14 protein-coding genes are annotated in these 13,189 nt (G+C 69.4%); 6 read left to right on the forward strand and 8 right to left on the reverse strand.

The window, feature by feature from the left end; genetic code table 11:
* Nucleotides 1-100 precede the first annotated feature (100 nt).
* Nucleotides 101-817 (forward strand): SDR family NAD(P)-dependent oxidoreductase, encoded by a 717-nt coding sequence (locus AC13HU_RS17405; RefSeq protein WP_483042793.1) that lies wholly within the window; start codon nucleotides 101-103, stop codon nucleotides 815-817.
* A gap of 45 nt (nucleotides 818-862) precedes the next feature.
* Here the strand turns inward: AC13HU_RS17405 and AC13HU_RS17410 are convergent, their stop codons facing one another.
* Nucleotides 863-1,240, reverse strand: coding sequence for a MerR family transcriptional regulator (locus AC13HU_RS17410; RefSeq protein ID WP_483042794.1), 378 nt, complete (start codon nucleotides 1,238-1,240; stop codon nucleotides 863-865).
* A gap of 59 nt (nucleotides 1,241-1,299) precedes the next feature.
* On the opposite strand from AC13HU_RS17410, the gene AC13HU_RS17415 reads away from it, so the two are divergent.
* On the forward strand, nucleotides 1,300-2,202 hold the full coding sequence (locus tag AC13HU_RS17415) for an NAD(P)-dependent oxidoreductase (RefSeq protein ID WP_483042795.1): 903 nt from the start codon (nucleotides 1,300-1,302) through the stop codon (nucleotides 2,200-2,202).
* Nucleotides 2,203-2,524: 322 nt separating this feature from the next.
* On the opposite strand, the gene AC13HU_RS17420 is transcribed toward AC13HU_RS17415, so the two are convergent.
* Entirely contained in the window at nucleotides 2,525-3,181 is a 657-nt protein-coding gene (locus AC13HU_RS17420; protein ID WP_483042796.1) for a M15 family metallopeptidase, read from the reverse strand.
* Between the two features lie 46 nt (nucleotides 3,182-3,227).
* Nucleotides 3,228-4,682, reverse strand: a complete 1,455-nt coding sequence (dnaB, locus tag AC13HU_RS17425; RefSeq protein ID WP_483042797.1) for a replicative DNA helicase — start codon at nucleotides 4,680-4,682, stop codon at nucleotides 3,228-3,230.
* A 465-nt stretch (nucleotides 4,683-5,147) separates the two neighbouring features.
* Between dnaB and AC13HU_RS17430 the strand changes: the two genes are divergently transcribed.
* A complete protein-coding gene (locus AC13HU_RS17430; RefSeq protein ID WP_483042804.1) occupies nucleotides 5,148-6,527 on the forward strand; it encodes an MATE family efflux transporter in 1,380 nt (459 codons plus the stop codon).
* A 134-nt stretch (nucleotides 6,528-6,661) separates the two neighbouring features.
* On the opposite strand, the gene rplI is transcribed toward AC13HU_RS17430, so the two are convergent.
* The 4 genes from rplI to rpsF form a co-directional block, all read right to left on the reverse strand.
* Nucleotides 6,662-7,111, reverse strand: a complete 450-nt coding sequence (gene rplI / locus AC13HU_RS17435; protein ID WP_483042798.1) for a 50S ribosomal protein L9 — start codon at nucleotides 7,109-7,111, stop codon at nucleotides 6,662-6,664.
* Nucleotides 7,112-7,127: 16 nt separating this feature from the next.
* Nucleotides 7,128-7,364 carry a 30S ribosomal protein S18 gene (gene rpsR / locus AC13HU_RS17440; protein WP_031512678.1) on the reverse strand — a complete coding sequence of 79 codons (237 nt, stop codon included), beginning with the start codon at nucleotides 7,362-7,364 and terminating at the stop codon, nucleotides 7,128-7,130.
* A 43-nt stretch (nucleotides 7,365-7,407) separates the two neighbouring features.
* Nucleotides 7,408-8,028, reverse strand: a complete 621-nt coding sequence (locus AC13HU_RS17445; protein ID WP_483042799.1) for a single-stranded DNA-binding protein — start codon at nucleotides 8,026-8,028, stop codon at nucleotides 7,408-7,410.
* Nucleotides 8,029-8,118: 90 nt separating this feature from the next.
* Entirely contained in the window at nucleotides 8,119-8,409 is a 291-nt protein-coding gene (gene rpsF, locus AC13HU_RS17450) for a 30S ribosomal protein S6 (RefSeq protein WP_328466567.1), read from the reverse strand.
* 256 nt (nucleotides 8,410-8,665) lie between these two features.
* Here rpsF and AC13HU_RS17455 point away from each other — a divergent pair, with 256 nt between their 5' ends.
* From AC13HU_RS17455 to AC13HU_RS17465, 3 genes are all read left to right on the forward strand, one after another.
* Nucleotides 8,666-8,980 (forward strand): hypothetical protein, encoded by a 315-nt coding sequence (locus AC13HU_RS17455; RefSeq protein ID WP_483042800.1) that lies wholly within the window; start codon nucleotides 8,666-8,668, stop codon nucleotides 8,978-8,980.
* Between the two features lie 133 nt (nucleotides 8,981-9,113).
* Nucleotides 9,114-10,235 carry a lipid II:glycine glycyltransferase FemX gene (locus AC13HU_RS17460; protein ID WP_483042801.1) on the forward strand — a complete coding sequence of 374 codons (1,122 nt, stop codon included), beginning with the start codon at nucleotides 9,114-9,116 and terminating at the stop codon, nucleotides 10,233-10,235.
* Between the two features lie 63 nt (nucleotides 10,236-10,298).
* Nucleotides 10,299-11,339, forward strand: coding sequence for an alanine racemase (locus AC13HU_RS17465; protein ID WP_483042802.1), 1,041 nt, complete (start codon nucleotides 10,299-10,301; stop codon nucleotides 11,337-11,339).
* A 36-nt stretch (nucleotides 11,340-11,375) separates the two neighbouring features.
* Here AC13HU_RS17465 and AC13HU_RS17470 read toward each other — a convergent pair whose 3' ends face one another.
* The gene (locus AC13HU_RS17470; RefSeq protein WP_483042803.1) at nucleotides 11,376-12,908 is read right to left on the reverse strand and encodes a glycosyltransferase family 87 protein; all 1,533 of its coding nucleotides are present in this window, start codon (nucleotides 12,906-12,908) and stop codon (nucleotides 11,376-11,378) included.
* Nucleotides 12,909-13,189: the final 281 nt, after the last annotated feature.

A 13,189-nucleotide genomic window follows, 5' to 3' on the forward strand; every position in this document is an offset into this window, starting at 1 on the left:
GCCATGGCGGACTCCCCTCTTGCCGGTGCGCCACGCGCTATGTTTAGCTCTAAACGTAGCAGCCGGACACAGATACCCGACACCCATCAGGAGCGATACCTTGCCCCGTACCGTGCTCGTCACCGGAGGAAGCGGCGGCATCGGCCGCGCCGTCGCCGCGCGCTTCGCCGCCGACCGCGCCCAGGTCGTGGTGACCGGGCGGCACGCCGACACAGTGGAGCGCACCGCGAAGGAACTGGGCGTGCGCGGTCTGGTCTGCGACGCGACCGACCCGGCGCAGACCGCGGCGCTCGCCGATCAACTGACCACGGTGGACGTGCTGGTCAACGCGGCCGGCGGGCTGCCCGCCCCGGCCCCCGACGACGCGCCACCGCTGGAGGCCCTGCTCGCCGAGTGGAGTTCCAGCCTCAGCCGCAACCTGCTCAGCGCGGTGCTGACCACCGCCGCCGTGCGGGACAAGCTCGCCGACGGCAGCACGGTGATCAGCATCGGCTCGATCGGCGCCGAGCGGCGCGGTGGATCGTACGGCGCGGCCAAGGCGGCCCTCGGCGCATGGAACACCTCGCTGTCCGCGGAACTCGCCCCGCGCGGCGTCACCAGCAACGTGATCTCCCCCGGCTACGTCACCGGCACGGACTTCTTCCGCGGCGGCATGACCGACGCCCGCCACGCCGCCCTGGTCCAGGAGACCCACAACCAGCGCCCCGGCACCCCCGACGACATCGCCGAGACCGCCTTCTTCCTCGCCTCCCTCGGCGCCCGCCACATCACCGCCCAGATCCTCCACGTCAACGGCGGTGCCTTCACCACCCGTTGAGCGAGGCACGGCCGGCGTCGAGGGTTCGAGCTCCCGTCTCATCGGTCATGGCGCGGGCGGTGGTGGGTCGGCGCGGAGCGGGCGCCCGACGAGGGAGTCGAGGATCCCCCGGGCGGCGACCAGGTCGTCGATCGCCGCGTCGATCCGCCGGCGCTCATTGGCCAGACCGTCGATGAGTTCCGGGCACTTCCCGGACAGGACGACAGTGTCGTCCACCGCGCAGGGGAGGATCTCTGCGATGGCGGATGTACCGAGGCCAGCGGCAAGCAGAATCTGGATGCGTCGCACGACGGTGACGGCCCGTTCGTCGTAGTCGCGGTATCCGTTCGGCAGCCGTGTGGGTGCGAGCAGCCCTTGCTCTTCGTAGTAGCGCAGGGAACGCGGGCTCACGCCGGCGCGGTCCGACAGTTCACCGATCTTCACGCAGGAGAGTGCAACAGGGCTTGACCTTGACGTCAATGTGAAGGTCTAGCGTTCCGGACATGATCACACTTGATGAAGAGAACACGGGACTCGTGCGCGTGCCCGTGACCGTCCTCGGCCTGGGCCCGATGGGCCGCGCTCTGGCCTCTGCCTTCCTCACGGCCCGCCATCCGGTGACGGTGTGGAACCGCACGCCGGGCAAGGCCGGCGACCTGCCCGACCGGGGTGCGGTGGTGACCGACTCGGTCCAGGAAGCGGTGCGGGCCGGGCAGGTGATCATCGCCTGCCTGATCGACGATGACGCGGTTCGGGCCACGCTCGGGCGGTCACCGGAGGACTGGGAGGACCGGCGGCTGGTCAATCTCACCAGCGGGGAACCGGCCCAGGCCCGGCAGATGTCGCGGTGGGCGTCGTCACGCGGGATCGGCTATCTCGACGGCGCCATCCTGACCCCGACTCCGGCAATCGGCACGCCGGCCGCCACGGTCCTCTACAGCGGTGCCCGCAACGTCTTTGAGGCCGTCCAAGACACGATGGCCGCCGTTGGCGGCACCGCGATGCATGTCGGCGACGATCCCGGCCAGGCGTCCGCGTACGACGTCGCGCTGCTGGACATCTTCGCCACCTCGGTGAACGGCATCGTGCACGCCTTCGCCCTTGCGTCGGCCGAGGGCATCGAGCCGGAACGGTTCGCGGCCTTCGCCACCGGAATCGGCGGGCTCCTCCCCGAAATGATCGCCCGCTTCGCCCAGCAGATCCAGGCCGGTCACTATCCCGGAGACCGATCCACGATCGCTTCCGCCGCGTCCGGAATCACGCACGTCATCAACACGGCCGCGGGCCACGGAATCGACACGGGGATGCTGACCGCGGCGAAGAGCACCATCGACCGCGCCGTCACGGACGGCTACGGGCCTGACGGGCTGGCGCGCCTGGCCACCGTCCTGCACAAGGGCGGGTAGGCCCGGCGCAACGAACGGCCGGAGAACGCCCCGCGCGCCGTTCTGCCGACGGTGAAGAACGGCCCGGCCGGGCCCGGCGATCACTACCGTCCGATCATCGCGGCTGAGCCTGTGCCACGAAATCTGAGACCTACAGTTTTCGTTCAGGACCTCGCGATTCGTGTCATAGGGCATCGCTCTGACCTGCGGCTCTTGAAGCTGTCTCACGTCATGTCATGGCGAGTCCGTCTCAGGACGTGTCATTTCCTCGGGTGCAGGCCGAGGTCTCCGGCCTGCACCCAGGACTACTACTTACGGTTCGGGGCCTTTGTGAAGTCTGCGGTCAGTCGAGTTCCCTTGGCCCGTAGTGGGCGACTGCCGCTCCTGTTTGCAAGGCCCAGTAGCGGTCTCCGTATGACCAGTGCCACCACTCTGTGGGGTAGTTGACCAGGCCGGCAGCAGTGAGCGCAGTGCCCAGGATGTCCCGATGGGAGCGAGCCTCGCCGCCGATGTTGTCGGCCTGCGTGTAACAAGCGCCCGCGCTCTCCTCCGGAGTCGCGTTCATCCGAGTACCCATGTCAAGCTCGCGCCCGTCGTCATCGGCGAGCGTCAGGTCAACAGCTGCCCCGGCGCTGTGTGGTGCGATCTCCGGCGGAGACACGTAGCGGCTGGCTGCCGAGCGGATCTGCTCAGCAGCCCATTCCGGGTGTTCCGCGCGCAGTTGGGCTGCGTATTCGTCGAAGTAGCGACGTTGAAGGGACGGCGGGCGATATCCCTCGACGAACAGCAGCCGCATTCCTTGAGGCAGCTCTGCCTGTGCTTTGAGGAGTCGGTCGAGCGCTCCTTCCCGCAGGTGGGCGAAGGCACCGGCGGAGTCCTGCCACTTCCGCTCGTCGACCAGCAAGGAGCCGTCTCGTCGCACGTCCACGAGCCGTTCACCGCGCTCGTGGACAGGCACGGCTGCGACCTTCGGGTCGGACATCAGAACGATCTCAGTCATGAAGCGATCATCTCGTGGCCTTGCGCCCGCCTTCGGCCGGGATCTTTTACGTCTGGGCCATGTCCACGAAGCGCGAGTAGTGGCCCTGGAAGGCGACCGTGATGGTGGCGGTGGGGCCGTTGCGGTGCTTGGCGACGATGAGGTCGGCCTCGCCGGCGCGGGGGGACTCCTTTTCGTAGGCGTCCTCGCGGTGCAGGAGGATCACCATGTCGGCGTCCTGCTCGATGGAGCCGGACTCGCGCAGGTCGGAGACCATCGGCTTCTTGTCGGTGCGCTGTTCGGGTCCACGGTTGAGCTGGGAGAGGGCGATCACGGGGACCTCCAGCTCCTTGGCGAGAAGCTTGAGGTTACGGGACATGTCCGAGACCTCCTGCTGGCGGCTCTCGGGGCGCCGGGAGCCGCCGGACTGCATGAGCTGGAGGTAGTCGATGACGACCAGCCGCAGGTCGTTGCGCTGCTTGAGCCGGCGGCACTTGGCGCGGATCTCCATCATCGACAGGTTCGGTGAGTCGTCGATGTAGAGGGGCGCCTCGGTGACGTCGGACATCCGGCGGGCGACCTTGGTCCAGTCGTCGTCGGTCATGGTGCCGGAGCGCATGTGGTGCAGGGCGACCCGGGCCTCGGCGGACAGCAGCCGCATCGCGATCTCGTTGCGCCCCATCTCCAGGGAGAAGATCACGCTGGGCATCTTGTGCGCGATGGAGCAGGTGCGGGCGAAGTCCAGCGCGAGCGTCGACTTGCCCATCGCCGGACGGGCCGCGATGACGATCATCTGACCGGGGTGCAGGCCGTTGGTGAGGGAGTCGAGGTCGGTGAAGCCGGTGGGGACACCGGACATCTGACCGCTGCGGGAGCCGATCGCCTCGATCTCGTCGAGCGCGCCCTCCATGATGTCACCGAGCGGCAGGTAGTCCTCGGAGGTGCGCTGTTCGGTGACCGCGTAGATCTCGGCCTGGGCGCTGTTGACGATCTCGTCGACGTCGCCGTCGGCGGCGTATCCCATCTGCGTGATGCGGGTGCCGGCCTCCACCAGGCGGCGCAGCACGGCGCGTTCGTGCACGATCTCGGCGTAGAACTCGGCGTTCGCCGCCGTGGGCACCGCGTTGACGAGGGTGTGCAGGTAGGGGGAGCCGCCGATGCGGGCGATCTCGCCACGCTTGGTGAGTTCGGCGGCGGTGGTGATGGGGTCGGCGGGCTCGCCACGGGCGTAGAGGTCGAGGATCGCGGTGTAGATCGTCTCGTGGGCGGGCCGGTAGAAGTCGGCGCCCTTGAGTACTTCGACGACGTCGGCGATCGCGTCCTTCGACAGCAGCATGCCGCCGAGGACGGATTGCTCGGCGTCCAGGTCCTGCGGGGGGACGCGCTCGAAGCCGCCGCCGCCCTCGGTGAAACGGCCGTCGTCCGTGCCGCCGGCACCGCGCTTGCGGAACTGGCTGACCGCCGGGCGCTCGTCAGGAGGGTGGTCCGCCCAGTGGTCGTCGGCGGGTTCGGGTTGGCTCATTCCCGCCACCTCCCTCCCATCCGGCCGGTCCGGCCGGACCCCGCGTGCGTGCCACTCTTTCACGGCGGCGCCCCGGTTTTCACGGCGGCGCAGCCGTCCAACGAGTCACCCGGCGCACGCACTTCGCGGAGTCGGGGACGGTCCACGCTAGGCCCATGGGCGGCCCACACCAAGCCGGTTATCCACAGGGGGTGTGGACGACGGCGGCATACCTGTGGAGAACTGCCCCCAACCTGTGTACAGCCCTTGGGACAGTGCTGTGGACAAGCCGGCCACCCCCCAGCAGAACCCATCCCGACCTGCGACTTCTTCATCCATAGCCTGTGCAGGAGAAAAACTTCTGCACCTGGACCAAGATCATGACAAACAACGCGGAGGAGATCACTCTACGCAGTCACCCGTAATGATCAGATCTGCACTTCACCTCTTACTTGTGGACGGCTAGGATATGCCGCTGTGAGTCCTGTGCCCCCAGCCGTCGACACACCGGCGCCGCGCGAACCCGCCCGGCCGCCCGCTTCCGTGCGTCGCCGCCACGACCGGGAAATCGTGGCGCTCGCGCTGCCGGCTTTCGGCGCCCTGGTGGCCGAACCGCTCTTCGTCATGGTGGACAGCGCGGTTGTCGGCCATCTGGGCACCGCCCAGCTCGCCGGGCTCGGCGTCGCCGCGGCGCTGCTCACCACCGCGGTCAGCATCTTCGTCTTCCTCGCCTACGCCACCACCGCCGCGGTCGCCCGCCGGGTCGGCGCCGGCGACCTGCCCGCGGCCCTGCGGCAGGGCATGGACGGCATCTGGCTGGCCCTCCTGATCGGCATCCTGGTCATCGCCGTCGTGCTGCCGACCGCGCCGGGCCTGGTCGGCTTCTTCGGCGCATCGCACACCGCCGCACCGTACGCGAGCACCTATCTGCGGATCAGCTCGCTCGGCATCCCCGCGATGCTCATGGTGCTCGCCGCCACCGGGGTGTTGCGCGGCCTCCAGGACACCCGCACCCCGCTCTACGTCGCGGTCGCCGGCTTCACCGTCAACGCCGGTCTCAACGCAGCGCTCGTCTACGGCGCCGGGCTGGGCATCGCGGGCTCCGCCTGGGGCACCGTCATCGCCCAGAACGGCATGGCGGCGGTCTACCTCGCCATGGTGGTCCGAGGCGCCCGCGCACAGGCCCCGGGCACATGGCGGTCGATGCTGCGCCCGGACACCGGCGGGATACGCGCCTGCGCCCGCGCCGGGGTTCCGCTGCTGGTCCGGACGATCAGCCTGCGGGCCGTCCTGATGATCGCCACTGTCGTCGCCGCCCGGCTCGGCGACTCCGAGATCGCCGCCCACCAGGTCACCCTCACGGTCTGGTCGCTGCTCGCCTTCGCGCTGGACGCCATCGCGATCGCCGGGCAGGCCATCATCGGCCGCTACCTGGGTGCCGGCGATGCGATGGGCGCACGGGCGGCCTGCAACCGGATGATCCAGTGGGGTCTGGTCTGCGGCGCCGCACTGGGGCTACTGGTGGTGCTGGCCCGGCCGCTGGTCGGACCGCTGTTCAGCTCCGACCCGGCGGTACGGCACGCACTCGCCTCGGCGCTGCTGGTGGTGGCCGTGGCGCAGCCGGTGTGCGGGGTGGTCTTCGTGCTCGACGGCGTGCTGATGGGCGCGGGCGACGGACCATATCTGGCCGGGTCGATGCTGGTCACGCTGGCGGTCTTCACGCCGGTCGCGTTCGCTGTGCCGGCGGTGGGCGGCGGTCTGACCGCGCTGTGGTGGGCGATGGGACTGATGATGCTCACCCGGTTCGTGGCCCTGTGGCTACGGTCCCGGTCCGGCCGCTGGGTGGTGACGGGGGCGAGCCGCTGAGAGTTCGGCGGAGCAACGACGAAGGGCCGGCCCCCGAACGGGAGCCGGCCCTTCGTCGTTCTGCTCGGTCGGCATGTGCCACATGTTTCACGTGGAACATGCCAACATGCCGACCATGCCGACCAAATGCCGCGTTACGCGGCCACGACCTCCAGGTCGAGGACGGCCTCGACCTCGGGGTGCAGTCGCACCGAGATCTTGTGCGCACCCAGCGTCTTGATGGGCGCGGCCACCTCGACACGGCGCTTGTCGACCTGCGGGCCACCCGCGGCCTTGATCGCCGAGGCGATGTCGGCCGGGGTGATGGACCCGAAGAGACGACCGGTGTCACCGGCACGCGTGCTCAGCTTGACCTTGACGGCCTGGAGCTGGGCCTTGACGGCGTTCGCGTCGTCCAGCGAGTGGATCTCGCGGATCCGCCGGGCACGGCGGATCTGCTCGACGTCCTTCTCGCCACCCTTGGTCCACGCGATGGCGAAGCCCCGCGGGATCAGGTAGTTGCGGGCGTAGCCCGGCTTGACGTCCACGATGTCGCCTGCGGCACCGAGGCCGCTGACCTCGTTGGTGAGGATGATCTTCGACATACTGGTCACCCTCTCCTTATCGAGCCGTCGAGGTGTACGGCAGCAGCGCCATCTCGCGGCTGTTCTTCACCGCGGTGGCGACGTCACGCTGGTGCTGCGTGCAGTTGCCGGTGACGCGGCGGGCACGGATCTTGCCGCGGTCGGAAATGAACTTCCGCAGCATGTTCGTGTCCTTGTAGTCCACGTACACGGTCTTGTCCTTGCAGAACGCGCAAACCTTCTTCTTCGGCTTGCGCGGGGGCGGCTTCGCCATGGTGTCTCTCCTGTGAGCTCAAGAAGTGTGTGAGGGTCGCCCTCTAGAAGGGCGGCTCGTCCGAGTAGCCACCGCCGGCACCGCCGGAGGAACCGGAGCCGCCGCCCCAGCCACCTCCGCCGCCGCCCTGCTGGCCGCCGGCCGGTGCGCTGGTGGCCCAGGGGTCGTCGGCGGGAGCCCCGCCGCCGCCCTGCTGGCCGCCCCAGCTGCCTCCGCCGCCGGCCTGGCCACCGCCGCCGGCGCCGCCGGCGCCGCCGGCGCCGCCGTAGCCACCCTGCTGGCCGCCGCGACCGCCGCCGCCGCTGGTCTTGGTGACCTTGGCGGTGGCGCTGCGCAGACTGGCGCCGACCTCGTCGACGTCCAGCTCGTAGACCGTCCGCTTGACGCCTTCACGGTCCTCGTACGACCGCTGCTTCAGTCGGCCCTGCACGATGACGCGCATACCGCGCTGAAGCGACTCGGCGACGTTCTCCGCCGCCTGCCGCCAGACCGAGCAGGTGAGGAAGAGGCTCTCGCCGTCCTTCCACTCGTTGGTCTGCCGGTCGAAGGTGCGGGGTGTGGACGCGACGCGGAACTTCGCGACCGCCGCACCGGAGGGGGTGAAGCGCAGCTCGGGGTCGTCGACGAGATTGCCGACGACCGTGATGACGGTCTCGCCTGCCATTGGGATGACCTCTCGACTGGCTTGGTGGGCGGTGCAGTGGTGGTGGCTGCTACTCGGTGGTTCGGTACTCGGTGGTCCGGGAGACCCGGATCAGTGGAGTTCCGGACGCAGGACCTTGGTCCGCAGCACCGACTCGTTCAGGTTGAGCTGGCGGTCCAGCTCCTTGACGACCTCGGGCGTGGCCTTGAGGTCGACGACCGAGTAGATGCCCTCGGGCTTCTTGTTGATCTCGTAGGCGAGACGACGACGGCCCCAGGTGTCGACCTTCTCCACACTGCCGCCGCCACCGCGGACGACGGACAGGAAGGACTCGATCAGCGGGGAGACAGCGCGCTCCTCAAGATCGGGGTCGAGAATGAGCATGAGCTCGTAGTGACGCATAGGGGAACCCACCTCCTTTGGACTCAGCGGCCACGGCGTTTCCGTGGCAGGAGGGTTTGGCTTGCGTCGCAACGGTAACGCGGGGCACCGACAGTGCTTCTCGCGCCGCCGTTGCCCGGCGAAAGGCCGGTGCAGACCGCCCAGCGTACCCGGGTCGGTCCCCCGGGTTGAAATCCGCCCGGTTATGGCCCCAATCTGTATACATCGGGTGTGGCCGGCGCTACCTTGCGCCACCTCTCCATCACGGAGGTGCCTCATGGCACAACAGCACACAGCCCAGACGTCCTCGGCCCGGACCCATCACCTCACCTTCAACACCGACGGCAAGCGCCATCCGCTGGAGAACTCGCTCCTCGCGATCACTCTCGTGCTCGGCATCGTCGCGGTCACCACGGCCGGATTCCACAGCCTGCACGTGGTCAGCTCCGCGACCGGGCTGGCCGGCATCCTCACCGGTGCCTGGGGCCAGTACATCTCGGTCACCACCGCCGAGCGGTTCGCACTGATCATCGGCCTGGGGATGTCCGCACTCGGCTTCTACCTGGGCGTGGCACACGGCGGTTTCGCGTAGGCCCATCCGCCTTCGGTGAAACGGCGGTCGGTCGTGGAGGCAGCGGCTGACAGGCAGTAGCGGTGGCGCTCCCCTCCCGCAGTAGGCTTCGGGCCAGCAAAAGCCCGCAGTCGGAGCATGGGGAGCGCCCCGTATGAGCCTGTCCCTGAGGACCATCAGCCGCGAGCAGCACCTGGGGTACATCCAGAGCCTGCCCTCGGCGAGCCACTGCCAGGTCCCGGCATGGGCCGATGTGAAGAACGAATGGCGCTCGGAGAACCTCGGCTGGTTCGACGACAGCACCGGGCAGTTGGTCGGTGTCGGCCTGGTGCTCTACCGCCAACTCCCCAAGCTCAAGAGGTACCTCGCGTACCTGCCCGAGGGCCCGGTGATCAACTGGTACGCACCGAACCTCGACGAGTGGCTCCAGCCGATGCTCAAGCACCTCAAGCAACAGGGTGCGTTCACCGTGAAGATGGGCCCCCCGGTGATCATCCGCCGCTGGGACGCCGGCGCGGTCAAGGCCGGTATCGCCGACCCCGACGTCAAGCGGCTGCGCGATGTCGAGGCCACCTACGTCGAGCCGCGTGCCTTCGAAGTCGCCGACCGGCTGCGCCGGATGGGCTGGCAGCAGGGCGAGGACGGCGGCGCCGGCTTCGGCGACGTCCAGCCGCGCTACGTCTACCAGGTCCCGCTGGAGAACCGCTCGCTGGACGACATCCTCAAGGGCTTCAACCAGCTCTGGCGGCGCAACATCAAGAAGGCCGAGAAGGCCGGCGTCCAGGTGATCCAGGGCGGCTACGACGACCTGCCGGTCTGGCAGAGCCTCTACGAGGTCACCGCCACCCGCGACCACTTCCGACCGCGCCCCCTGTCCTACTTCCAGCGGATGTGGACCACGCTCAACGGCGAGGAGCCCAACCGGATGCGGCTGTACCTCGCCATGCACGAGGGTGAGGCGGTCGCGGCGGCCACCATGCTGACCGTCGGACAGCATGTGTGGTACTCCTACGGAGCCTCCGCGAACCACAAGCGCGAGGTGCGTCCGTCCAACGCGATGCAGTGGCGAATGCTGCGCGACGCGTACGCGATGGGCGCCAGCGCCTACGACCTGCGCGGCATCAGCGACTCCCTGGACGACAAGGACCATCTGTTCGGCCTGATCCAGTTCAAGGTGGGCACCGGCGGCCAGGCTGCCGAATACTTGGGCGAGTGGGACTTCCCGCTCAACAAGCTGCTCCACAAGGCACTCGACATCTACATGTCGCGCCGCTGACCGGCCGACTCTCCTCCCGGGCCGTACCCGGGGGGAGCACCGAAGAAAGGTCCTGACCACGCGATGGCGCTCACCCTCTACGTCGACACCGCGCGCTGGCGTGCGCACCAGCAGTCCGTGGTCGACCAGTTCCCCGGCATCGTGCCCGTCTGCAAGGGGAACGGCTACGGCTTCGGCCACGAACGACTCGCCGACGAGGCGACCCGGCTGCGCGCGGACATGCTCGCGGTCGGCACCACCTACGAAGCGGCCCGGATCAAGGACTACTTCGGCGGCGACCTGCTGGTGCTCACCCCGTACCGGCTCGGCGAGGAACCGGTGCCGCTGCCGGACCGGGCGATCCGGTCGGTCTCCTCGGTGGAGGGGGTGCGCGGGCTGGTCGGTGCGCGGGTGGTGATCGAAGTGATGAGTTCGATGCGGCGACACGGCGTCTCCGAGGACGACCTGGTCAAGCTGCACACCGCGATCGACGACGTACGCCTTGAGGGCTTCGCCATCCACCTGCCGCTGGACCGCGCCGACGGCAGCGACGCGGTGGAGGAGGTCTTCGCCTGGATGGAACGGCTGCGGGCGGCCCGACTGCCGCTGCACACGATGTTCGTCAGCCACCTCACCGCGACCGAACTGGCCACCCTCCAGCAGCAGTTCCCGCAGACGAGGTTCCGGGCGCGGATCGGCACCCTGATGTGGCTGGGCGACCACGACGCCACCGAGTACCGCGGCGCGGTCCTCGACGTCACCCGGATCGCCAAGGGCGAGCGGTACGGCTACCGGCAGGAGAAGGCCGCAGCCGATGGGCACCTGGTGGTGGTGGCCGGCGGCACCTCGCACGGAGTGGGCCTGGAGGCGCCGAAGGCGGTGCACGGCCTGATGCCGCGGGCCAAGGGCGTGGCCCGGGCCGGCCTGGCCACGGTCAACCGCAACCTGTCGCCGTTCGTGTGGGCGGGCAAGCAGCGGTGGTTCGCCGAGCCGCCGCACATGCAGGTGTCCATCCTGTACCTGCCCAGCGACGTGGCGCCGCCCGCGGTCGGCGACGAGCTGGTGGCGCACCTGCGGCACACCACCACCCAGTTCGACCGCGTCGTGGACCGTCAGTCGGCGTAGTCGGCAGAGGACTCGCGGCCGGTCCAAGGGCCCTCGTCAGTCGGCGTACGGCCCCTCAGCCGGGTGGGGCCCGCTCTCGGGGCGGGGTCCGCCGTCGGCATACGGCGCCAGCGGCGCCGACGCGTGCTTGGGCTCATGCGCGGGTGTGCCAAGGACAAAGACGTCCTCGGCACCGTCCAGGACACCGCCGGCCGGGTCGTCCGAGCCGTCCTGCCGCAGCACATCGTGCTCGGGCAGCAGGATGTCGCGTACGACCAGGGCGCACAGGTACAGCACGCCGAGCAGATGAACGCCGATCGCCAGGTGGTACGCATCGGCGGTCAGGCCGTGGTGCTTGGCGCTGTTGAGGTACGCCAGCCGGTACCAGATGCCGAGGAAGTACAGCACCTCCGCGCCCTGCCAGATCGCCAGGTCGCGCCAGCGCGGCCGGGCGAGCACCGCCAGCGGCAGCAGCCACAGCACGTACTGCGGCGAGTAGACCTTGTTGCTGATCAGCAGCGCGGCCACCACCAGGAAGGCCATCTGCCCCAGTCGCGGCCGGCGCGGTGCGTACAGGGCGAGCGCGGCGATGCCCACGCACAGCAGCAGCATCAGCGCGATGCCGTACTCGTTGACGCCGTCGAGCGCGTTGCCGGAGCGGTCCCTGACGATCATCCACAGGGAGCCGTAGTCCGTGCCCCGGTCCTTGCTGAAGGTGTAGAACTGCGCCCAGCCGTGCGGCGCGAAGGCCATCACCGGCAGGTTCACCACCAGCCAGGCGGCGACCGCGGCGCCCAGGGTCTCGCCGAACTGCCGTAGCCGGCCCGCCCGCAGGCAGAGCAGGAACAGCGCGACGAGCAGCAGTACCGGGTAGAGCTTGGCGGCGGCGGCCAGCCCGATCAGCACGCCGGCCCAGCCCGGCCGCCCGCGCGACCACAGCAGCAACCCGCCCGCCGCCAGCGCGACCGCGAACAGGTCCCAGTTGATCGTGGCGGTCAGGGCCAGCGCGGGGGACAGCGCGACGAACAGGCCGTCCCAGGGGCGCCGCCGGTTGGTGCGCGCCACGCACACCACCAGCGCGACCGCGCAGATCATCAGCATCCCCGAGTTGGCGATCCAGAACATCTGCGCGCTGTGCTGCCCCGAGCCGGGCGGGGTCAGCCAGGACGCCACCTCCATGAACAGCCCGGTGAGCACCGGGTACTCGAGGAAGTGGATGTCGGCCGAGCCGCTGAGCGAGTCGGGGATGTGGTCGAAGTACGGCACCAGGTCGGCGCCGAAGCCGCGCTGGGTGTACATGTGCGGGATGTCGGAGTAGCAGGCGTGGGCGTACTGCTGGTCGCTGGGCGGCGGCTGGAACCAGCCGCCCGAGTAACAGGACGTCTTCTGCACCATGCCGAGCGCGAACATGCCGATCACGACGAGCACCATGATCCGCAGCGGGTTCCACCAGCGGTGCCCGGACAGCGCCCGGCGGCCGGCCGGGCCGCCGATGAACTCGCTGCCCGCCGCGGCCACCGGGTCCTCGTCCGTGGGGCGCACGGGGGACTCTCGCCGGTCGTCGTCTGCTCGGTAGCGCACGCTCGTCATGGCGCCATCCTGCCGTACCGGACTGTGTGCGCGAGAGCCCCCGGGACCGTCACGGTTCCGGGGGCTCTCACAGGCTGTTTCACCGGCGGGTCAGCGCCGGGGTCGCAGTCGGGTCATTGTTTTCGTGTGCTGTTCGTCGTCCCCTGCCATCCCGAGCCGCCGTTGTTGCCGCCGTTGCTCGTCCCGCCGTTGCCCGTCCCGCCGCCGTTGTTGCCGCCGTTGTCGCCGGTGGGTGGGGTGGTGGGCGAGGTCGGACAGCCGAAGATGGAGCACGGTGGGGT

This window comes from Streptomyces sp. NH27 (genome assembly GCF_056859195.1).